At 45.8% G+C, this 21,626-nt stretch carries 18 protein-coding genes; 13 read left to right on the forward strand and 5 right to left on the reverse strand.

Annotated features, from left to right (window positions below; translation table 11 throughout):
• Nucleotides 1–89 precede the first annotated feature (89 nt).
• Entirely contained in the window at nucleotides 90–1,100 is a 1,011-nt protein-coding gene (locus tag H7A02_00745; protein MCP5170782.1) for an ABC transporter permease, read from the reverse strand.
• A gap of 8 nt (nucleotides 1,101–1,108) precedes the next feature.
• Complete coding sequence (locus tag H7A02_00750) at nucleotides 1,109–1,993, reverse strand: ABC transporter ATP-binding protein (protein MCP5170783.1); 885 nt, start codon at nucleotides 1,991–1,993, stop codon at nucleotides 1,109–1,111.
• A gap of 100 nt (nucleotides 1,994–2,093) precedes the next feature.
• Here H7A02_00750 and H7A02_00755 point away from each other — a divergent pair, with 100 nt between their 5' ends.
• Nucleotides 2,094–3,668, forward strand: coding sequence for an MFS transporter (locus H7A02_00755; protein ID MCP5170784.1), 1,575 nt, complete (start codon nucleotides 2,094–2,096; stop codon nucleotides 3,666–3,668).
• 2 nt (nucleotides 3,669–3,670) lie between these two features.
• Here H7A02_00755 and H7A02_00760 read toward each other — a convergent pair whose 3' ends face one another.
• Entirely contained in the window at nucleotides 3,671–3,973 is a 303-nt protein-coding gene (locus H7A02_00760) for an MGMT family protein (GenBank protein MCP5170785.1), read from the reverse strand.
• Nucleotides 3,974–4,053: 80 nt separating this feature from the next.
• On the opposite strand from H7A02_00760, the gene H7A02_00765 reads away from it, so the two are divergent.
• The 11 genes from H7A02_00765 (at nucleotide 4,054) to H7A02_00815 (ending at nucleotide 19,113) form a co-directional block, all read left to right on the forward strand.
• Nucleotides 4,054–4,551 (forward strand): FxsA family protein, encoded by a 498-nt coding sequence (locus H7A02_00765; GenBank protein ID MCP5170786.1) that lies wholly within the window; start codon nucleotides 4,054–4,056, stop codon nucleotides 4,549–4,551.
• Between the two features lie 113 nt (nucleotides 4,552–4,664).
• Complete coding sequence (locus tag H7A02_00770; GenBank protein MCP5170787.1) at nucleotides 4,665–4,958, forward strand: co-chaperone GroES; 294 nt, start codon at nucleotides 4,665–4,667, stop codon at nucleotides 4,956–4,958.
• 66 nt (nucleotides 4,959–5,024) lie between these two features.
• Nucleotides 5,025–6,674 (forward strand): chaperonin GroEL, encoded by a 1,650-nt coding sequence (gene groL, locus H7A02_00775; protein MCP5170788.1) that lies wholly within the window; start codon nucleotides 5,025–5,027, stop codon nucleotides 6,672–6,674.
• Between the two features lie 227 nt (nucleotides 6,675–6,901).
• Nucleotides 6,902–8,125: a tyrosine-type recombinase/integrase gene (locus H7A02_00780; protein MCP5170789.1), complete on the forward strand. Its 1,224-nt coding sequence runs from the start codon at nucleotides 6,902–6,904 to the stop codon at nucleotides 8,123–8,125.
• Nucleotides 8,126–8,626: 501 nt separating this feature from the next.
• Nucleotides 8,627–9,730, forward strand: a complete 1,104-nt coding sequence (locus H7A02_00785; protein ID MCP5170790.1) for a Fic family protein — start codon at nucleotides 8,627–8,629, stop codon at nucleotides 9,728–9,730.
• A gap of 36 nt (nucleotides 9,731–9,766) precedes the next feature.
• Nucleotides 9,767–12,154, forward strand: a complete 2,388-nt coding sequence (locus H7A02_00790) for a DEAD/DEAH box helicase family protein (protein MCP5170791.1) — start codon at nucleotides 9,767–9,769, stop codon at nucleotides 12,152–12,154.
• A gap of 11 nt (nucleotides 12,155–12,165) precedes the next feature.
• Nucleotides 12,166–14,289 carry a DUF262 domain-containing protein gene (locus H7A02_00795; protein ID MCP5170792.1) on the forward strand — a complete coding sequence of 708 codons (2,124 nt, stop codon included), beginning with the start codon at nucleotides 12,166–12,168 and terminating at the stop codon, nucleotides 14,287–14,289.
• 2 nt (nucleotides 14,290–14,291) lie between these two features.
• Entirely contained in the window at nucleotides 14,292–15,716 is a 1,425-nt protein-coding gene (locus tag H7A02_00800; GenBank protein MCP5170793.1) for an N-6 DNA methylase, read from the forward strand.
• The gene (locus tag H7A02_00805) at nucleotides 15,716–17,683 is read left to right on the forward strand and encodes a restriction endonuclease subunit S (protein ID MCP5170794.1); all 1,968 of its coding nucleotides are present in this window, start codon (nucleotides 15,716–15,718) and stop codon (nucleotides 17,681–17,683) included. Before H7A02_00800 ends, H7A02_00805 begins: the two co-directional genes overlap by 1 nt.
• Nucleotides 17,673–18,236, forward strand: a complete 564-nt coding sequence (locus tag H7A02_00810; protein ID MCP5170795.1) for a hypothetical protein — start codon at nucleotides 17,673–17,675, stop codon at nucleotides 18,234–18,236. The genes H7A02_00805 and H7A02_00810 overlap by 11 nt, the downstream gene beginning before the upstream one ends.
• Nucleotides 18,226–19,113, forward strand: a complete 888-nt coding sequence (locus H7A02_00815) for a DUF4868 domain-containing protein (protein MCP5170796.1) — start codon at nucleotides 18,226–18,228, stop codon at nucleotides 19,111–19,113. Before H7A02_00810 ends, H7A02_00815 begins: the two co-directional genes overlap by 11 nt.
• An 84-nt stretch (nucleotides 19,114–19,197) precedes the next feature.
• Here the strand turns inward: H7A02_00815 and H7A02_00820 are convergent, their stop codons facing one another.
• Together H7A02_00820 and H7A02_00825 are read right to left on the reverse strand one after the other, a co-directional pair.
• A complete protein-coding gene (locus H7A02_00820) occupies nucleotides 19,198–19,524 on the reverse strand; it encodes a hypothetical protein (GenBank protein ID MCP5170797.1) in 327 nt (108 codons plus the stop codon).
• A gap of 4 nt (nucleotides 19,525–19,528) precedes the next feature.
• Entirely contained in the window at nucleotides 19,529–20,470 is a 942-nt protein-coding gene (locus H7A02_00825) for an integrase domain-containing protein (GenBank protein MCP5170798.1), read from the reverse strand.
• A gap of 764 nt (nucleotides 20,471–21,234) precedes the next feature.
• Between H7A02_00825 and H7A02_00830 the strand changes: the two genes are divergently transcribed.
• On the forward strand, nucleotides 21,235–21,417 hold the full coding sequence (locus H7A02_00830; protein MCP5170799.1) for an AlpA family transcriptional regulator: 183 nt from the start codon (nucleotides 21,235–21,237) through the stop codon (nucleotides 21,415–21,417).
• Nucleotides 21,418–21,626 lie beyond the last annotated feature (209 nt).

A 21,626-nucleotide genomic window follows, 5' to 3' on the forward strand; every position in this document is an offset into this window, starting at 1 on the left:
GTTTCGCCGCTCTCTGAGCTTCGCCTTTCTCTGATAAGCACCAGCATACAGGAATGGCAAGAGTAAGCACCGTCAAGCGACACCTGAGCCTACTGCTTATGCCAGCGAAACAACGTGGCCGCAATAATGAGTGATGCCAGCATCATGGCGGACAGTGCTGCCAGGTTGGGTGCTATTTCCGTAAACCCTGCGCCTTCCAGCATAACTGACCGGGCGGCTCTGACAATGTGAGTCAGGGGCAGCCATTGAGACAGGGTCGCCAGCCATTCCGGGGCGCTATCCAGCGAGAACCACAATTCCGAGAGCAACAGCATGGGAAAGCTGATCAGGTTCAGTAAACCGTTTGCCAGTTCCTCGCTGGCTGTGCGCGCAGCCATCATCAGCGAAAAGCCGATGATCGACAGGTTGCCGAGTATCATGATCAGTATCAGCAGGCCATAGCTGCCGATCATGACAAAGTCGATAAACAGATTGCAGCCGATATACACCAGCGTTGTGACGGTCACCATGATGACCATTCTGGACAGCGCCTGCGACAGCAAAAATTGCCAGGCTTTGGTGGGGGTTGCATGCAGCCGTTTCAGAACCCCGTTTTTCCGGTAGCGAACAATCACGTAGCCAATGCCCCACAAGCCGCTGAACATCATATTCATGGCCAGGATGCCGGGGATGACCCAGTCGACATAGCGTATTTTACGACCGCTCACAGCTTCCCGTTGCCACTGGGTATCAGGAAACTGACTGAGCAGGTATTTCTCCAGCAACAAACCCTTGCTGGATTCGGGATTGATCCAGTAGCTGTTACTGCCGTTCAGGGCAATCAGGATATCCAGTTGATGATGCTGGACACGAGTGATCGCTTTTTCGACGTGTGTGTAGACAATTGTTTCAATGGCTGCGTCATCTTTAAAAAGTGCTTCATGGGCGGAAGGCTTCCCTTCTATGACGCCGACTTTCAGGATGGCCTGCTTGTCTGTGGAAAACGCCAGTGCCAGTACAACCACCATGAGGGGGGTTGCTACAAAGGACCAGAACAGAGAGCCCTTGTCCCGATAGTATTCCCGGTTGCGTGCCATCCAGAGTGTCAGAATCTGCTTCATCGGGTTGATCACTCTCGTAGATGGTGGCCAGTGAGCTTCAGGAATAAATCATCCAGTGTCGGGTTGCGTACCCGCAGTGATTTTAAATCCACGTTCAGGCTGATCAGCCGGTTGATGGTCTCGCTGACGGAAGAGGTTTCCAATGCGTAATGGTCTGTCTGGAAAACCGAATTTTCCGGGAAATGCGTTTCATCCAGATGAAAGTCAGCCTCATCAATGCAGACATAGCTATGGCCAAAATGTTGTTTCAACAAGGCTTTTGGTGATCCCTCGGCAATAATTTTGCCGTTATCCATAATGACCAGTTGATCGCAGAGTACTTCTGCTTCATCCATGTAGTGGGTAGTCAGCAATATGGTTTTTCCCTGAGCCTTGATATTGCGAATCAGCTCCCAGAAGTTGCGCCGTGATTGAGGATCAAGACCGGTGGTCGGTTCATCCAGAAACAGAATGGATGGATCGTTGACTAATGCGACGGCCAGCAGTAACCGCTGGCGCTGGCCACCGGAGAGCTGTGTGGCGTAAGTGCGGAGAAAGTCTTTCAGTTGACAGAGTTCCACCAGTTCCTCAACGGGTCTGGTTTTCGGGTACATACTGGCAAACAGTTTTAGCACTTCTTCTGTGGTAAGGAAGTCCATCAGTGAGGTTGATTGAAACTGGATACCTGACTCCAGCGAAAACTGTTCACCGCGGGGCTCTCCTCTATATAGAATCTCGCCGCTGGTGGGTTTGCTGATGCCCTCAATCATTTCAATGGTAGTGGTTTTACCTGCGCCGTTTGGTCCCAGCAGGCCGAAACAGGCGCCTGCCGGAATGCTGAATGAAATATCATTCACCGCACGCAGCTTGCGAAAGGTTTTGACCAGATTGCGTACTTCAAGGATGGCGGACATGTTGGCGCAGTGTTATCGGAAAGGTTTGTATTGTATAGCATTGACGGAAAATTCTGATAGGGTAGCGATCAAATTGCAGCGTATTAATGGCAGCACATAAATGACAGAGCAAAATGACAGGTTTAGCTGGGGTGAGGCGATTCGGGTTTATTCCCGGCCTGAGGTTATCACCATGCTGTTTCTGGGGTTTTCTGCCGGTCTGCCGCTGGCACTTATTTTTGGCACCCTGTCAGTTTGGCTGAACGAAGCCGGTATTGAAAAAGCCACGGTGACCTTTTTTAGCTGGGCAGCCCTGGGTTACTCCTTCAAGTTTATCTGGGCGCCTCTGGTGGATAAGTTGCCTCTTCCCTGGTTGCGACGGTTGCTGGGGCGTCGTCGCAGTTGGCTGCTGTTTTCACAGCTTGGCATTATTGCGGCGATTTGTTTTATGTCGTTTGTAAACCCGGCATCGGGCGATGAGCTGCGATTGACGATGATCGCACTTGGGGCGGTGACCCTGGGGTTTGCCAGCGCCACACAGGATATTGTGATTGATGCCTATCGCATTGAGACAGGCAGTGTGACGTTGCAGCCGGTGATGTCGTCAATGTATAGCGGCGGTTACCGTCTGGGTATGATAGTGGCGGGTGCCGGCGCACTCTATCTGGCGAGTTTCTGGGGGTCGACACCAGAAGACTATCATTATTACGCCTGGCGCAATACTTATCTGGTCATGGCACTTTGTGGTCTGGTGGGCGTGGTCACCACACTGGTTATCAGCGAGCCCGTAACAGCACTTGCATCCGGTGATTACAGCAATACGGATTATTCACGATTTTTTGTGCTGTTCTTGTGCTCGGTGTCGATATTCGTTTTGGCCTTTGTCAAAAGCGCATCAATGGTGATTGACATTAAACTGCTTCTCTCCAGCAGCATTGTTAACGGTACCTTGTCCTCTGTTGTGGCAGAGGCTACGCGCCTGCTTTTGGCCAGTGTCTGTGCTATTGCCGCGGCGTGGCTGCTGTTGAAAGCAGGTGTTGCCAATAAGCAGATGGTGAAAGAAGCGTATATTGCGCCGGTAAAAGATTTTTTCAGTCGTTACAGTTTTAAGGTTGTGCTGTTGCTGTTGTTGCTGATCGGTTTTTACCGGGTGTCCGATATTGTGATGGGTGTCGTGGCCAATCTGTTTTATCAGGATATGGGCTATAGCAAGGAAGAGATTGCCAATGCCTCAAAAGCTTTTGGTCTGGTGATGATCATTGTGGGCGGGTTTATTGGCGGCGTGCTGGCGCTTCGCATCGGCGTGATGCGGTTGCTTTTTCTGGGGGCTTTGCTGGCGGCTGCGACCAATATTCTTTTCATGCTTCTGGCCGAAACAGGTTATAATATCTGGATGCTCTACACAGTGATTGCGGCAGATAATCTTTCCAGTGGTCTGGCACTATCGGCCTTTATTGCATTTTTGTCTGGCTTGACCAGCGTGTCATTTACCGCCATGCAATATGCCATTTTCAGCTCGTTAATGACATTGATGCCAAAAATCATCGGTGGCTATTCCGGGACTATTGTTCAGACAGTTGGCTATTCGAATTTTTTTCTCATTACCGCGTTGATGGGGCTGCCGGTGTTGATTCTCGTTTGGCTGGCGGGTCATCATCTTTCGCTGAACGCCCACATCAGTGAAAACAGTGATTGATGTTATGGGTGCCAGCCAAACTGCGATAGTTTGATTCTGCCGTCGGCAACAGCGATTCCTTCATCAAGCAGGCGCTGCTTTTGCCGTTTAAAGGCGGGGCTGCCCTCATCAAAAGCAATCCGGCCATTAGCCTTTATCACCCGGTGCCAGGGCAGGCTGGTGTCCTTTGGCAGTTGGCCCAGTATGGCGCCTGCCAGTCGGGCGGCTCTTGGCAGACCCGCCAGAGACGCTAGCTGACCGTAACTGATAACCTTTCCTGCCGGGATCATATTCAGTACGGCATAGATTTTTTCTTTGCTGTTCATGGGTGCCTATGTTAACCGGTTTTCCTTGAATTCTCTTTATTCAGCCCCAACTATAAAAACTGTACTCTACAGGAAGCACTATGCCCTTATTACTGTTGTTTATTGTTATGCCCGTTGTTGAAATGTGGGTGCTGATTAAAGTGGGTCAGCACATTGGTGCGGCGCCAACCATCGGTCTGGTGTTGCTAACAGCGGCGGTGGGTTACGCGCTATTAAAGCAGCAGGGGTTCGAAACGCTGTTTCGGGCCCGGCAAAAAATGGCAAGTGGTGAGTTGCCAGCCCGGGAAATGGCAGAGGGTTTGATTCTGGCAGTTAGTGGCGCGCTGTTGTTGACTCCCGGATTTTGCACTGATGCCATTGGTTTTGTCGGCTTGATACCTTTTACCCGCCGGAGGTTGGTTAACAAAATCATAGCTAATATGCAGGTCTCCGGTTATCAGGCTTACAGCCAAACCTACACCCAGGCCGAAAGTCCGGAATACGAAGTGCATCACAACCGATCCGGCAAAGCCGCCAATAAGACCAGGAATACGCTGGAAGGTGAATTCTGGCGAGAAGATGATAATAAAAATCCATGAAATTTTTTCGCCGAAACCCTTGAAATGCAAAAGGACGCCTCCACATAGGGTTCAGTTTCGGATTTTCCGAATACCCGTGTATATGAACTCAAAGAAAGTTGGAGAACACTGAAATGAAAATTCGTCCTTTACACGACCGTATAGTTGTTCGCCGTCAGGCGGAGGAAGAGAAAACAGCTGGTGGTATTTTGCTGCCAGGTTCTGCCCAGGAAAAACCCAATCAGGGTGTTGTTGTTGCTGTTGGTAATGGCCGCATTCTGGACAACGGTGATGTTCGCCCTGTTGATGTTAAAGAAGGCGACCTGGTTGTTTTTGGCAAGTACGCAGGCAGCGACACTATTGAAGTTGATGGTGAAGAGCTGGTAATTCTTAGTGAGAGCGATATCAAGGCTATTATCGAAGAATAATGCTCTGCAAAAGAGACTTGTTACAAACCTTCCATTTGTAAGAAATTAAGTTAGAGGAAACAAATAATGTCAGCTAAAGACGTAAGATTTGGTGATAGCGCCCGCAACCCGATGTTGGATGGCGTTAATATTCTGGCGGATGCCGTAAAAGTGACACTGGGCCCTAAAGGTCGTAACGTGGTTCTGGATAAATCTTTTGGTGCCCCAACCGTCACGAAAGACGGCGTTTCTGTTGCTAAGGAAATTGAGCTGAAAGACAAGTTCGAAAACATGGGTGCGCAGATGGTTAAAGAAGTGGCGTCCAAGGCTTCTGACGAAGCCGGTGACGGTACCACTACCGCAACTGTACTGGCGCAGGCTATTGTTAACGAAGGCCTGAAGTCAGTGGCTGCCGGTATGAACCCAATGGACCTGAAACGTGGTATTGATCAGGCGGTTATCGCAGCTGTGGCTGAAATCGCCAAGATTGCCAAGCCTTGCACCGACAACAAAGAAATCGCCCAGGTTGGGACAATCTCTGCCAACAGCGATGTTCACGTGGGTGATATCATTGCTGAAGCGATGGAGAAGGTTGGCAAAGAAGGTGTGATCACGGTTGAAGAAGGCTCTGCGCTGGAAAATGAGCTGGATATTGTTGAAGGGATGCAGTTTGACCGCGGTTACCTGTCGCCTTACTTCATCAATAATCAAGACAGCATGAGTGTGGAACATGAAAGTCCATTCATTCTGTTAGTCGACAAGAAAATCTCCAATATTCGTGAATTATTACCATTGCTGGAAGCGGTTGCCAAATCCGGTAAGCCACTGGTTATTATCGCTGAAGACGTCGAAGGTGAAGCTCTGGCGACACTGGTTGTTAACAACCTGCGTGGTATCGTGAAAGTGGCTGCTTGTAAGGCGCCAGGCTTTGGTGATCGTCGCAAGGCGATGCTGGAAGATATCGCTATTCTGACAGGCGGTACGGTTATTTCTGAAGAGGTGGGTCTGGAACTGGAAAGTGCCACTCTGGATCACCTGGGTACTGCCAAGCGCATCAGTATGACCAAGGACAACACAACGATTGTTGACGGCGCTGGTGAGCACGCTGCAATTGAAGCACGTGTTAATCAGATTCGTGCACAGATCGAAGACACGTCATCTGACTATGATCGTGAAAAACTGCAAGAGCGCGTAGCGAAACTGGCTGGCGGTGTTGCTGTGATCAAGGTTGGCGCAGCAACTGAAGTGGAAATGAAAGAGAAAAAGGCTCGCGTAGAAGATGCTTTGCATGCTACTCGTGCTGCAGTTGAAGAAGGTGTGGTTCCTGGTGGTGGTGTTGCGTTGATCCGGGCACTGCAGGCTGTTGAAGGGTTAACGGGTGCCAACGAAGATCAGACTGTCGGTATCAACCTGGCACGTCGCGCTATGGAAGCGCCTCTGCGTCAGATCGTGACCAATGCTGGTGAAGAAGGCTCCGTTGTAGTGGATAAAGTTAAAGCGGGAACGGGTAACTTTGGTTACAACGCCGGAACGGGCGTGTACGGTGACATGATCGAAATGGGTATTCTCGATCCTGCCAAGGTTACTCGCACTGCATTGCAGGCTGCGGGTTCCATTGCCGGTTTGATGATTACCACTGAAGCCATGGTTGCTGATGCACCATCTGATAATGCTGGTGGTGGCATGCCTGATATGGGCGGTATGGGTGGTATGGGCGGTATGGGCGGTATGATGTAAGCAAGCTGCTTAAAACCTAGTAAGTCTCAAGAAGGCCCGCAAGCCAAGTGTTTGCGGGCTTTTTTATTGCCTGTTCGTCTTGTTTAGTCCTATACTATCCCAGTAAATAGCAGGGTATTTAGGGTTTAATGAGGGGTATCGGTGAATATCTCTTCTCGAAATAGGGGTATTTAAAGCACCGGTACCCCTCATGATACCCCTACCGATACCCCTGTTGAGGTGATGTTATGGCATTAACAGCGATGGAAGTGAAGCGTTTGACCTGCCCTGAAGGTCAGAAGCAAATTAAGAAAAGTGACGGTAACGGCTTGTATTTACTGGTAAAAACCAGTGGCTCTAAGTTGTGGCGACTACGTTTCCGGTACGCTGGGAAGTACCAGGAACTGGCTTTAGGTCAGTACCCCACGATACCCCTCATTGAAGCTCGAAACCTGGCTGCCCAGGCCCGTGCTCTCCTGGTACAGGGTATTAACCCTACAGCAGAACGGCGCTCCAGAAAGCGTGAAACTGTCGCAGTAGAGCGAACATTCAAAATCATTGCATTAGCCTGGTGGGAACAGCAAGAGTCCTCGTGGTCTTCTGATCACGCAAAGAAGGTAAAACGATGGATCGAGCAAGAGTTGAAGTCTATCGGTAAGCTGTCGGTTGATGCTGTCGATCAAGGGCATATTACGGAAGTGATGCTGTCAATTGAGAAAGGAGGTCATCCTCGCAAAGCTCCCGTTATACTCTCGGTTATCAACCGTATTTTCGGTTATGCACTGGCTCACCGGTTTACACGTAATAATCCAGCTCAAGGTTTACCCCTTAGCGATATTCTTAAACCCATGCCGAAGGTTGAACATCGTGCGGCAATTACTCGATCTAAGGATTTAGGTCAATTGATCCGTGATATCGATAATTCAGACTTAGGCAGCTACTGCACTGCTGAGGCGTTGAAGCTCATTCCCAGGTTATTCCTGAGACCTGGAGAAATTAGAAACCTTCGGTGGGATTACATCGACTTTGATCAAAAGATACTAGTCATTCCTGCTGAAGATATGAAGCGCGGTAGGGAACATCTGGTTCCCCTGGCTGATCAAGTCATCGAGCACTTACAGGCAGTTCAAGAGGTAACAGGTTATTCATCGTATGTATTCCCAAATGAGCGCGATTCTGGCAAGCCACTATCTAAAAACGTCATGACCAACCTGCTGAGAAAACTCGGCTATTCTGCTGATGTGATGTCGGCTCATGGGTTCAGAGCTACGGCATCCACTATCTTACATGAGCAGGGCTGGAAGCCAGAGGTCATTGAAGCTCAGTTGGCTCATCTAACGGGCACAGCCACTTCTAGAGCCTATAACCGGTCGATCTATTTATCTGAGAGAACCACAATGATGCAGAGCTGGGCTGACTATCTCGAAGCGGTGCGTGATGGTGCTGATGTGGTGTCAATAGGAGCGAAGTAGAAGAGGACTTGATTTAAATCTATAACTATTTGTTTTTACTATGTTTATTTAATATTAAAAAATAACAATGTTACCTCAAGTGTTACATCAAAATCTAACCATTTAGCCATGCGAATCCTATTCCTCTGCGCCTCTCAATAGCTCAATAATTCACCACTAAAATTTCATAAAATTGGAGAGCACTGTTTTTGTCTTGATCAAAAATTGTCGTTTTTGAGAAGTTAGCTCCCAGCTTCTCAATGATGCGATATTTGAAACAGGCAATTGGACGAGAGAGTAGCAGTCAATTAGACGGATAGCAGGCACCTTAAAACTATATTTTCTAACCATAATGCAAAAATAGGGTTAGAAAATCATAAAACATAGCCATATTTTACCAAAACCCCCTTTCATAGCACATATATGTCTGCATTTTTAACTTATATCGACATAATAGATTGACGTGTCGATGTCATCGACATAAGCTACCAACGTGTCGATAAAACTATAATTTGCAAATATATGAACTGGAACCCTGAAAAACCATATAACGACCTGCCTCTTTTACCACCTGAGGTCGAACTGGAAACCAAAGCCGTTTTGAAACGCTGTATTGAAGCCAGAACCGCATTGGCAGAACTCAAGCAGGCGGCGGAATTAATTCCCAATCAGGCTATGTTGATCAACACTTTGCCATTATTAGAGGCCAAAGATAGCTCTGAAATAGAGAATATCGTCACGACCACAGATAAGCTTTTTCAATTTGCCGGTGGTGATAATGCCCACGCAGATTTAGCGACTAAGGAGGCCTTGCGTTATCGCAGGGCCTTATACGAAGGCTGGCAGGAGTTATCAAAGCGCCCGATCAATACTAATATGGCCGAATCCATCTGCAGCCAGATTAAGGGTGTCGATATGAGCGTGCGCAAAGTTCCTGGTACAACCTTGGCGAACGATAAAACTGGCGAGATCATTTATACACCTCCTGAAGGTGAAAAAGTGCTTCGTGACCTGTTAAGTAACTGGGAAAAACTGCTTTATGAGCACCCAGAGCTAGACCCTCTCATACGTATGGCGGTGATGCACTACCAGTTTGAGGCAATTCATCCTTTCACAGATGGTAATGGTCGCACCGGGAGAGTTTTGAATATCCTGTACCTAGTGCAGGAAAGATTGCTTAATCTGCCGATTTTGTATTTAAGCCGTTACATCATCGCTAACAAAAGCCAGTACTATAGCAATCTACTCACAGTGACTCGCGAGCAGGCATGGGAACCTTGGCTGCTCTATATGCTGCAAGCGGTAGAAAGCACAGCGCAATGGACAACACAGAAAATTATTAGTATTCGTAAGCTGGCAGACCACACCGCCGATTATGTGCGGGAGCAGTTACCCAAAATATATAGCCGTGAACTAATTGATACGATTTTTGAACAGCCGTACTGCCGCATAAGTAATCTGATAGAGGCTAACATTGCCAAGCGTCAGACGGCTTCTGAATATCTGAAAAAACTGGTAAGTATTGGAGTGTTAGTCGAGCAGCAGGTGGGAAGGGAGAGATTGTTTGTTCATCCCAAGTTGATTCAGCTAATCACCAAAGAAACTAATATATTCAAAGTTTATTAACTCGGGTAAGCTTTGAATCAAGGATACTAATAGAAAATGACTTCTAAAACAGACTTATCAGAAAGAGATATCTGCACAAAATTTATCAACCCGGCACTGGAACAAGCGGGTTGGGACATGCAGAAGCAAGTCCGGGAAGAGGTCAGTTTCACCGATGGGCGTATTTATGTAAAAGGCAACCTGTCAGTTCGCGGTAAGCGCAAGAGAGCGGACTACATCCTTTACTACAAGCCCAACATTCCGATTGCAGTGATCGAAGCCAAAGACAACAAACACTCTGTCAAAGCAGGTATACAGCAAGGACTGGATTACGCCACCATTCTGGATATTCCTTCAGTTTTCAGCAGCAACGGTGATGGCTTCTATGAGCATGACCGCACTTGCACCAGTGGTGTGATCGAGCGTGAAATTCCATTAAGCGAGTTTCCTTCACCCGAATCATTATGGCAGCGATATAAGCAATACAAAGGTATTGAATCCACAGAAGAGGAACGTATCAGTTCCCAAGATTACTTCTTTGATGGTACCAGTCGAAGTCCGCGTTACTACCAGCAAATTGCCATCAACCGAACGGTAGAGGCTATCGCCAAGGGCCGGCAACGTATTCTACTGACAATGGCTACAGGTACGGGAAAAACCTATACAGCCTTTCAGATTATCCATCGCCTATGGAAAGCCGGTGCCAAGAAGCGCATTCTGTTCCTTGCTGACCGCAATGCACTGATTGATCAAACTAGGCGCGGTGATTTTCGTCACTTTAAGGACAAGATGACGGTGATAAAGCATAAGAAAATCGACAAATCCTACGAAATCTATCTGGCACTGTATCAAGGACTTACCAATTACGACGAAGATAAAGATGCCTACCGAAAATTTAGCAGAGACTTTTTTGACTTGATTGTGATCGACGAGTGCCATCGTGGTAGTGCCTCGGAAGACAGTGCATGGCGCGAAATTCTTGCTTACTTCAGTACTGCTACCCATATAGGCCTAACGGCAACTCCGAAGGAAACGGAAACCGTTTCAAGCACCGAATACTTTGGTGACCCGATTTATACATATTCGCTCAAGCAAGGTATACAGGATGGCTTTCTCGCCCCTTACAAAGTGCTGCGCGTTGGTTTGAATGTGGATCTGGAAGGGTGGCGGCCAGAGGTGGGAAAAACCGACAGTGTCGGACAGCTGGTGGAAGACCGCATCTACAATCGAAAAGATTACGACAAAAACTTAGTAATCGACGAGCGTACCCAAACCGTCGCAGACAGAATCACAGAATATCTGAAAAAAACAAATCGCTTCGACAAAGCGATTGTATTCTGCGTAGACATCGACCATGCCCAGCGAATGCGCTCCGCTCTTGCTAATGCAAACAGCGATTTAATGGCGAATAATCCAAAATACATCATGCAAATTACTGGCGACAATGAAGAAGGTAAGCGCGAGCTGGATAACTTTATTAACCCCGAAGAACCCTACCCGGTAATCGCCACCACCTCTAAACTGATGACAACGGGGGTAGATGCACAAACTTGCAAACTGATCGTGCTCGACAGCAACATCGGCTCCATGACTGAATTCAAGCAGATCATTGGTCGAGGCACTCGCATTAACGAAGAGTTTGGTAAAACTTTCTTTACTATTCTCGATTTCCGTAATGTTACCGACCTGTTTGCCGACCCCGATTTCGACGGCGACCCAGTGAGAGTGAAAGAGCTAGGTGAAGGTGATGAGTTCGAAACTTCAGAAGAAGAGCTTGGGGAAGGTGACACTATCACAGGCGATGAAGGAGAAGAAATTATTTTTGAGCCACCTACTGAACCGCCGGAAATCATCGGCGGCGGTGAGATCATTAGAGAGCCACGACCTAAGTATTACGTCAATGGCGTAAATGTTGCGGTGCTTAATGAACGTATTCAGTACATGGACAGTAACGGTAAGTTAATCACCGGCAGCCTGAAAGACTACACCCGCCAAAAGGTGCGTGAGCAATACCAAACGCTAAATGATTTCCTCACTAAATGGCAAAGCACTGAAAAAAAGCAAGCTATTATCGATGAACTCACGGAGCAAGGTGTCGTGCTGGAAAATCTAAAAGAAGCCATTGGCAAGGAAATGGACATCTTCGATATGATCTGTCACACCGCCTTCGATCAACCGCCATTAACCCGCGCTGAGCGTGCAAGACAAGTAAAAAAACGTGACGTATTCACTCAGTATGGTGAGCAAGCACGAAAGGTATTGGACGCTCTGCTAGATAAATACGCCGATGAAGGTATAGAGAATATTGAAGACATCAAAGTTCTCAAGGTCAATCCCTTTGACCAGTTCGGAACACCGACTGAAATCATCAAGTTATTCGGCGGCAAGCCACAATACTTGCAAGCATTAACCCAACTGGAACGTGCCCTGTATCAGGTAGCGTAGAAAGGAATCACATGAACTTTGAACAACCCAAACCAGACTCTAAGAAGTACGCTGATCTAATCAACGAGATTCAGAAGGGTATTATAAAAATCCCAAAATTTCAGCGCGATTTTGTCTGGACTATCGACAAAACTGCCAAGCTGTTAGACAGTATTCTAAAAGGCTATCCCATCGGTACCTTTATTCTGTGGCAAACTGACGAACGTATCAACGATATCAAAAACGTCGGCAATCTAAATATTCCAGAAACCCCAGATGGCGTTAAAGTGCAGTATGTGCTCGATGGCCAGCAACGAATTACTTCACTTTTTGCAGCCTATTTGGGTGCGCACATACAGAAAGTTGGTGAGAAGAAGATTACCGACTACGGCAGTATTGTCGTTAACCTTGATGTGGATATCAATGATAATGACGAGCAGGTGATCACGGAGGAACCTGCTAACGACAACTATATTTCTTTGTCAGATGTATTGAATTTCATGGATAGAATGACTGATATCAAAGATCGTTTTTCTGACGCGGATTTTAAGAAAATTCATTCTTATTCCAGAGCATTCGATACCTATGATTTTTCAACCGTTATTCTTAGAAAAGAAGACATTGATTCAGCTATTGAAGTATTTACCCGTATCAACACGGGTGGCCAAACCCTGACACTTTTCGAAATTATGTCAGCTAAGACTTACGACGAACAACAGCAATTCGATATGCAGGTGAAGTGGGATGATTTCATCAAGGAATTAAAAGATATTAAGTATGAAGGTGTATCCAGTAGCGTAGTACTTAGTCTTTTGGCGCTTCTATTAAGCCGCACCAAGGAATGTAAGCGCAAAACTATTTTGGCATTAGATAAACAAAGTATTATCGATAGTTGGTATGGCGTGATTTCTGCGTTAAAAGATAGCGTTGATTATTTGCGCACTACCTATCGCATACCAGTTTCTCAATTGCTACCCTACGATTCACTGTTAGTTCCATTTGCCTATTTCTTTTACAGGAATAAAGACAAACCCGCAGCGGCTCAGCGAAAGTACTTGGAAGAGTTTTTCTGGCGTATTTCGTTGTCTTCCCGTTACTCCAGTTCTACCGAGTCGAAACTAGCGCAAGATATTAAGCGTATTGATTTAATTTTGGCAGATAAACGTCCTGACTACAGTGATATCAAGGTTTATCTTGATTCGCCGCAGGCATTGATTGATACCAACTTCAGTGCTGGAAACAGTTATTGCAAGGCTGTTTTGTGTTTGTTGGCCTATCAAGAACCAAAAGACTTTCAAGATAACGGCAAGGTGATTCTTGATAACTCATGGCTGAAGGTAGCAAGCAGCAAAAATTACCACCATTTCTTCCCCAAAGCCTATTTGAAAAACAAAACAGCGCTAAACAGCAACAGTCTGGTCAACATCACTTTTGTCAGTGATCACCTCAATAAGCGTAAGATCGGTGCCAAAGCCCCGTCTCAATACATCAGCGACTTTCAAGACGAAAATAGCCAGCTTAACAAAGCACTGCAAACCCACTTTATCGATCTGGAAGGCTTTGGTATTGAAAGTAATGATTACGACGCTTTTTTACAGGCGCGAGCCCAGCTTATCTACACGGAACTTAAATCACGAATCGACCTTAGCCATACAGAGCCCGCCAACGAAGTAGTACAAGAGCTGATTTTGGCAGGTGAGAGTGATACCGTCGAATTTAAATCCACTCTGCGCTACGACTTGCGTAGTAAAGAGGTTAATAAAAAGCTGGAATACGTCATCGGCAAAACCATTGCTGCCTTTATGAACAGTGAAGGTGGCAATCTGTTTATTGGCGTGGACGATAACCAGAATATGCTGGGATTGGCCGATGACATTTCTACCTTGTCGAAGCCTAATATCGATGGCTTTGAATTGCACCTTGTTGAACTTATAAAAAAATACATCGGTGCTGGACTGATATCTCATATTAAAATCAGTTTCCCAACAATAGAAGACACTCAGATCTGCCGTATTAAGGTCTCGAAAAGCGGCAAACCAGTATTCACCCAATATGAAGGCAAAGAAGATTTTTTCGTGCGCAGTGGCTGTTCTTCCCAGCCACTAGGCCGTGAAGATCAAAGCGACTACGAAAAATCTCATTGGAACAATAATTAAACATGGCAAACATATCAGGCATCGTAAAATCCGCGCGCAATATCATGCGGCAAGACACTGGCACCGGCAGTGACGAGCTGCGCATTCTGCAATTGGGCTGGATGCTGTTTCTGAAAATATTCAGCGACAAAGATAAAGAGCTGGAATTGATGGACGACAACTATACCTCGCCCATCCCTACCGAGCTGCACTGGGATGAATGGGCCGGTGACGACGAAGGCATGACTGGCGATGAATTGCTACAGTTTGTGGATCGAAAGCTATTCCCGACTTTGTCCGAGATAGATCTGTCTACCGCCAAGCGCCGTGCCGTATTAGTGCATGAAGTTTTCGCAAATAATTACAACTACATGAAATCCGGTATTCATCTGCGCCAGGTGATTAACAAGCTCAACGAAATTGATTTTAATAACAGCAAAGATTTGCACTTATTCGGGCAGATCTATGAAACATTTTTGAGCGAACTACAAAGCGCTGGTACCTTGGGCGAGTTCTACACCCCTCGCGCCATTACCCAATTTATGACCGAGATGGTTAACCCTGCACACGGAGAGACCGTTCTGGATCCGGCTTGTGGAACCGGCGGGTTTTTAACCGCTGTAATAGAACACCTCAAAACCACAGCAAATAGTGTTGCTGAGCGTGAGGCCATCGGCAAGAATATACGTGGCTGGGAATACAAACCCTTGCCCTATATGTTGGCGAATACTAACCTGATATTGCACGACATTCTGACGCCGAATATCCGCTTTGGTGATTCACTGCAACGCCCCCTAAGTGAATATACCCGCAAAGACCGGGTGGATGTAATCATCGCCAATCCTCCCTTTGGCGGTGTGGTGTCCAACAATAACGAAAACAACTTTCCGCAAACCTACCGCACCAAAGAATCGGCTGATTTGTTTTTGATTCTGATGATTCACCTATTAAAAAAAGGAGGCCGTTCAGCGATAGTACTGCCCGATGGCTCACTCACTGGTGATGGCGTAAAACAGCGTATTCGTCAAAAACTGCTGGAAGACTGTAACCTGCACACCATCGTGCGGCTACCTAATTCTGTGTTCCAACCCTATGCTTCGGTAGCCACCAACCTGCTATTTTTCACCAAAGGCGAACCGACGAAAAATATCTGGTATTACGAACACAAACTACCGGAAGGCTACAAAGCCTATTCCAAAACGAAGCCCATTCAATTGGCAGAATTCGACCCACTGAAAAGTTGGTGGACGAACAGAGAAGAAAACAAACAGGCCTGGCAGGTGGATATCAAAACCATCAAGGCCAATGGCTACAACCTCGATATTAAAAACCCGCACCGCTCCGAAGAAGCAAAACAGCACAGCAGTGCTGAACTGCTCGATCTGCTGCACCAGTCTTTTGCCAAAGGTGATCAGTTACTGGATCAACTGCGTAAGGAGTTGGTGTAGTGGCAGTCTGGAAGAAAGTAAAAGTTGGTGATTTTCTATTTGAACGCGAAGGGCGGTACAAACCTGATGCTAACGAAATCGAAGAGCTTAAACGGATTAACAAGATAGACTTTTCGGGTAACTTCCATATAGCCAACAAGCCTAGTAAAACCGATATGATATTGATCAAACAGGGTGATTTGGTTATATCTGGTATCAATGTAGCTAAAGGAGCATTAGGTGTTTATCACGGAAAAGATGATGTCACTGCTACAATTCACTATTCATCGTACACCTTTGATGAAAGTAAGGTCAGTGTCGAATACTTTAAACGGTTCTTAAAGTCGCCGCTTTTTATTCAATTACTTAAAGATCAAGTAAAAGGTGGTATTAAAACTGAGATAAAGCCAAAGCATCTTTTGCCCCTTGAAATATTATTGCCAGAAAAGGCAGAACAATTAGCTATTCTCAAAAAATTTCAACGTATCGAGAATGAAGACTCTGAATTCAAAGTCGAACTCACCTATCAACAAACCCTGCTAAAAAAACTACGCCAACAGATATTGCAGGACGCTATCGAAGGAAAGCTTACCGCCGACTGGCGCGCGGAAAACCCTGGTGTTGAACCAGCCAGCGAATTGCTTAAGCGCATCGCTGCCGAAAAAGAGCAACTAGTTAAAGATAAAAAAATCAAAGCGCAAAAAACGTTATCGTCAATCAATGACGAGGATAAGACATTTGAATTGCCTGAGAGATGGGAGTGGTGCCAGTTAAATGATGTCATCTACGAAAACCCAAGAAATGGATACTCACCAAGAACTGTAGATTTTCCAACACAAACAAAAACACTAAAGTTAGGCGCAACTACAACCGGAAAATTTATTGATTCAGAAATAAAGTATATCAATGAAGAAGTTTCAAAAGATTCATTTTTGTGGCTTAAGGCCAGAGATATTTTAATTCAAAGAGGAAACTCCATGGATTTCGTTGGCGTATCGGCGATTTACCATGGTGAAGAAAGCAGCTTCATTTACCCGGATTTGATGATGAAACTAAAGCCAGTTACTTCAGTTTCTGAAGTTTACTTGCACCATGTACTTATGAGTATTTATTGCCGAGAATATTTCCGAAAAAATGCTACTGGCGCTCAGAAGAGCATGCCAAAAATTAATCAAGCAACTGTATCTGGCGCAATGATTCCATTATGCAGCAAGATAGAGCAAGAAGTTATTGTGAGTAAAGTTAAGAACCTTCTAGCTCTGTGTGATCAACTGGAAAACCAGATAAATCAGAACCAAACCCACGCCGAGCAACTGATGCAGGCGGTATTAAAAGAAGCCTTTAGCCATACCCATGAAGTTGAACAAACTGCAGATGTGCGACCGCTGGACAATATTGTTCCCTTTAAACCCAAAGGCGCGGATTACTACAAACGAACACTGCTTGCTGCTGAGATTGTCCATCAATTACACAAAGAGCCCACGCTGGGGCACCTGAAACTGCAAAAACTTATTTATCTTTGCCAAAAAACAGAATCCATGCAGTTACCTACCCAGTTCTTGAAGCAAGTTGCTGGGCCTTATGACAATAGGATGGCGCGATCTATCGATAAGCAATTAAAAGACAAAAAATGGTTTAGCTATAACAGGGATAAAGTCCCTAAATACACGCCCTTAGAAAAAGCTGGTGAACATCAGGTAGACTTTGATAAATACTTTGCGCCACAAAAAGACGGCATCCATGCTCTGATTAGACTCTTCCGTAAAGCCAAATCTGATCAGCTCGAAATTGTGGCAACGCTATATGCCTGCTGGGAAGATATCTTAAAGAAACAAGAGCCGTTATCAGAAGACCTGTTGGTGCAGCATTTTTATGAATGGTCTGAGGAAAAGAGTAAGTACGAAGCGTCTCGAATTTATAAGGCAATTGAGTGGATGAGAGGAAAAGATATTGTTCCCGACCCTGGAAAAATAGTCCATGCTCAATAAAGTCGCCAAACTAGCGATGGTTGCAACCTCGCTTGCCCCTATTTGCTTGACGCTGTGGTTTGTTGAAATCAGTAACAGCTGGGATGGCAAACAGGCAATCGGAAAGAACATGGCTGAAAACTGGCAAGTGGGTGGGCTTTATCTTATTGCGGCTGTTTTGATGAGCCTGCTGTGTTTCGGATTGATTTGGCTATCTGGCCGAAATCTGGAAAAGTTGCCGGTAAAAATTAAGGCCGTGAAAACGGTAGACAAGGAAATCGTTGGTTTTCTTTTGGTGTATTTGTTGCCGCTGATGAATCAGGGAAGCAGTACCATTAGTGTGTCAGTGCTGGCATTCATTGCAGTGATTTTCTTTTTTATTGTCTACAACTCCCATGCCTACCACTTTAACCCCATGCTTGGCTTCTTTGGGTACCACTTTTACGAAGTCAGTATTGAGGGCGATATCACCTATGTTCTGATAACTCGCCAAAATATCACCGACTGTAAGAGTATTACTCAGGTCGTACAGTTAACCGAATACATGATACAGGATGTACCGAATGCCCGATAATATCAATCTTTTCGCCTTGTTGGACGACTCTCAAACACCAGTACGTCGGATACCTCTGACGGCAGGCTTAAGTACAGAACTTGCTGGCCTGTTCGTTGCTCAGAAGGATGATCTGATAGCGGAGGGGCAGGTCATCGAATTTACTGGTAGCTATAACGTTGATACGGGCGAAATTTTCTCCATAGTGGATTACCCAATACCTGATGCGATAAGTAACGCTATTGGCAATCCGTTAACCTGCCCCGTCCTTGATTTGAATTCTGAAACTCATCGAATAAAAGCGCTCTTTACTGGTGTTTGGGATGAACAAGTCCAGACTGTAAGTTTGCAAGTATTTGATTCAGGGAAGCTTCTAAAAAGAGGTATTACTATTATAGGGTCAGGCAATACTTATAAAAAACTAGAGGAGCCAGGGTTAGTTTTGCAAGACAAGTTAACTGCTCATTTTGACAATGGAATACTGTACTTTGTCTCATACCATAATACTAAACGCTTTCTCGATTTAGGCGATTACTATAGAGAGGCGACTAATGCCGATTTGGATGAATTTGCTGGTAGTGATTTATTTGAATTTGAAGACCAGGATTCATTTAAGAAAAACGCAGATTCAATCATTCGTAAAAAAATCGCATTGCTTCAAAAAAACAAAGTGCTAGAGAATTTAACTGTGAATGATATTCATTCTATTGCTGGTAACTTTAATCAAGAACTTCCAGAAGAACACCATATCGCCATAAATATTAATGATGCTGGAAAATTGGTTATACCCGAAGATAAAAAACAACTAAAAGAACTTATCCGTTTTCTCGATGAAGACTATGTTACCGCGCCTCTTACCAAACGTAAGTGTTTGACGAATTCCAAAAAGTACCTATAGCGTCCGGTCAGTGGGTGTCGAGCTTGCTCGATATGCACTGATTGGAAACCAAGGCGTGCCGTCGGATTGCAGGCCTTCGACACTTCATCGCCAGCCAGACTTACCCAGCCCGCCTATCCAGTCACTTTCCTTTCCCAATGCGATAATTATATTTTTTACCGTCAGCCAATGACGATACTGCGTAGCTGCTTTAAAGAGTCGGATTTGTGTGTCCAGATACCACTTTAAATGTTTGAGTTGATATTGGTACGGGCCAACTTGAAACCGTTTCCATATTAAAGCCGCAATTTTCTTTGCACGCTGTGTATGTTCTTTAACGCGAGTGCTTCGATTACCTTTCAGCTTACGATTTAATAAATGCTCCATATGTTGTGTGGCTTGTTGTTGGTTAGCCGGGCGCATAATTTTCAATACGTTATTTACTGCTGCCGATATAAGCCGAAACCACATCGGTGCGATTGTGGCCTAATTCTTGGGCGAGAATAGTACGGGCTTTTTTATCCAGTGCTTTATCGGCTTGTCGTTTTCCGGCAATAACAGGCGCGGGATAACCGGTAATGGCTTGATAACGTTCGCAGGCATAAGCGGCTCGCATATCGTGAAAACCATTGATGGCTGTCTGGTTTGTCATGGCACGCCACTGGTTATACCGGTGGACTCGCCATTGCTTATAGCTGGAGTTTGGCGGAATTAGACTCTGTTCTTTGCCCAGTATGAGAGTGGCGGCTTTTAGGGTTTGCAGACACTGGTTACTGACGGGTATCCACCGGTCTGACCCTTTGCCTCGTCCGCCTTTGGTGCCTTGAGTAATATTGATACGCCCGTGTTGCCTGGCCTGGCGGAGGGCTTTGCGTGTATCGAGTAAAGAAGCTTCTTTAAAACGTAAACCCAGATCACGGGTGAGTTGAGCAATGAGCATCGTCCGGTTTTGACCGTGTTTAACGGTGATGGCTTTTAGCACGTCCGGTCTGACCGTTGCGGGAATGGTTGAACGGACGTGAGAACGTTGCCCTATAATCTGCGCTGGCTTAATCCTCAGCACGGTATCTTTACGCATGGTTTCCAGCACTACGTTGACAGTTGATAATCGGTTTTGAGCATAGGCCACGCTCATTTCTCCCTTGCTAACTAATTCTTTCAAAAGCTGATTATGTTTGTTCAGAACGGTCGAGGTAATATTTCTAGTATCGTTAATTCCTTCACCCTTTAAAAAATGAACAAATTGGTTCCAGCGCTCTTCGTGAGTTGCACGGGTACTGAAATGCCCCTGACCATAACGATCAGCCAGTGCATTTTTACCCGCCCATGCTAGTTGTTTGCCATAACCATAATTACGATTGCCGCCCACGTTGCCCATACAAACCCTGAAATTGGTAAGTGTTAAACCGGATTAAGCACCGGTCGTGCTGTGCTGGTACGCTCAGCCTGCGGAGGGTTAAAACCTCTAGGGCAAATGACTGGCTCCTCATGCTTGGTACGCCTGAACAGGGGTTAATGCCTGCGGGTTGCGTACTGTGCCAATTGATCAAACCTTTAAATGGGGTTTAGTCGTTGGTCGCATGGGTGCCTGTGTCGGCGTTTTTACTGCTTTTGTATCAGCGATGTGGCTGCTAATGCATTGTATTGACTACGATTATTGCCGAATTTTCAGACCCGTCTCTGTGTAAAGTCACCACAGAGACGGGTTGGCGCATCGTTGCCGGTTTCTCATTATTGCTGGCATCACCTCCTTTTTAGGTGTGTGAGTTAATGGAAGGGTGTGTTTGTGAATGCCTGTGATCCCAGGTTAATGGGTTAAACAGGGATCAAATCATTCACGGCATTGGTTCCACTGGAACCAATGTGCCTTCATGCCAATTACTCATGAAGGACTTGCTTGCAGCTAAGTCTGTAGCTGCCACAGATAAGTGCCACCACTAGAACATAAAATCCTTAGCCGTAACCCTCAAAAACCGTTCAAGGTGTGAAGTACATTTTTTCAATGTACTGAATGGCTGGGCTATTTCGTCGAACAGTTTTTCTGCGCGATAAAAGTTCTTCCGGGTTTGGACGGATATTCCATTGTTTTCTCCGTCTTTGTGCATAGCATAAAACCGCTATACACAAAAACGGAGACGTGAAATGAACTGTAAAATTCTGAGATTGAGGGAAGTAAAGGAAATAACAGGGTTGTCTCGCTCAACAATTTATCTGGAGATTGCCAAGGGAAAGTTTCCGAAACAAATACAATTGACGGGTGCCCGTTCGGTGGGGTGGCATGAAAGTGCAATCATACAATGGGTTGAATCAAGGCAGCAGGAGTAACAAGCCGTGTAAGAATAACTCTATAAATAACCTAGCAACCTTCCAATAAAGGGCAACAGTACCTCAAAGATCAATTCCATTGTAAATGTGTCTGATCAAGCATGAGTCAGTACAGCTTAAGTGATCAGGTGGGGTATAATGAGGGGTATCAGGTTGGCAAGTTGAGTGTATAGGTAATTAAATCAGATAGTTAAAAATGTATGGGCGGC

The sequence above is a fragment of the Pseudomonadales bacterium genome (assembly GCA_024234435.1).
Lineage (GTDB): Bacteria > Pseudomonadota > Gammaproteobacteria > Pseudomonadales > Porticoccaceae > JACKOF01.

Excerpts from the sequence above, each read along its gene's own strand:
- H7A02_00745 (MCP5170782.1), bottom strand. The coding sequence starts at position 1,100 with ATGAAGCAGATTCTGACACTCTGGATGGCACGCAACCGGGAATACTAT.
- H7A02_00750 (MCP5170783.1), bottom strand. The coding sequence starts at position 1,993 with ATGTCCGCCATCCTTGAAGTACGCAATCTGGTCAAAACCTTTCGCAAG.
- H7A02_00755 (MCP5170784.1), top strand. The coding sequence starts at position 2,094 with ATGACAGAGCAAAATGACAGGTTTAGCTGGGGTGAGGCGATTCGGGTT.
- H7A02_00760 (MCP5170785.1), bottom strand. The coding sequence starts at position 3,973 with ATGAACAGCAAAGAAAAAATCTATGCCGTACTGAATATGATCCCGGCA.
- H7A02_00765 (MCP5170786.1), top strand. The coding sequence starts at position 4,054 with ATGCCCTTATTACTGTTGTTTATTGTTATGCCCGTTGTTGAAATGTGG.
- H7A02_00770 (MCP5170787.1), top strand. The coding sequence starts at position 4,665 with ATGAAAATTCGTCCTTTACACGACCGTATAGTTGTTCGCCGTCAGGCG.
- groL (MCP5170788.1), top strand. The coding sequence starts at position 5,025 with ATGTCAGCTAAAGACGTAAGATTTGGTGATAGCGCCCGCAACCCGATG.
- H7A02_00780 (MCP5170789.1), top strand. The coding sequence starts at position 6,902 with ATGGCATTAACAGCGATGGAAGTGAAGCGTTTGACCTGCCCTGAAGGT.
- H7A02_00785 (MCP5170790.1), top strand. The coding sequence starts at position 8,627 with ATGAACTGGAACCCTGAAAAACCATATAACGACCTGCCTCTTTTACCA.
- H7A02_00790 (MCP5170791.1), top strand. The coding sequence starts at position 9,767 with ATGACTTCTAAAACAGACTTATCAGAAAGAGATATCTGCACAAAATTT.
- H7A02_00795 (MCP5170792.1), top strand. The coding sequence starts at position 12,166 with ATGAACTTTGAACAACCCAAACCAGACTCTAAGAAGTACGCTGATCTA.
- H7A02_00800 (MCP5170793.1), top strand. The coding sequence starts at position 14,292 with ATGGCAAACATATCAGGCATCGTAAAATCCGCGCGCAATATCATGCGG.
- H7A02_00810 (MCP5170795.1), top strand. The coding sequence starts at position 17,673 with ATGCTCAATAAAGTCGCCAAACTAGCGATGGTTGCAACCTCGCTTGCC.
- H7A02_00815 (MCP5170796.1), top strand. The coding sequence starts at position 18,226 with ATGCCCGATAATATCAATCTTTTCGCCTTGTTGGACGACTCTCAAACA.
- H7A02_00825 (MCP5170798.1), bottom strand. The coding sequence starts at position 20,470 with ATGGGCAACGTGGGCGGCAATCGTAATTATGGTTATGGCAAACAACTA.
- H7A02_00830 (MCP5170799.1), top strand. The coding sequence starts at position 21,235 with ATGAACTGTAAAATTCTGAGATTGAGGGAAGTAAAGGAAATAACAGGG.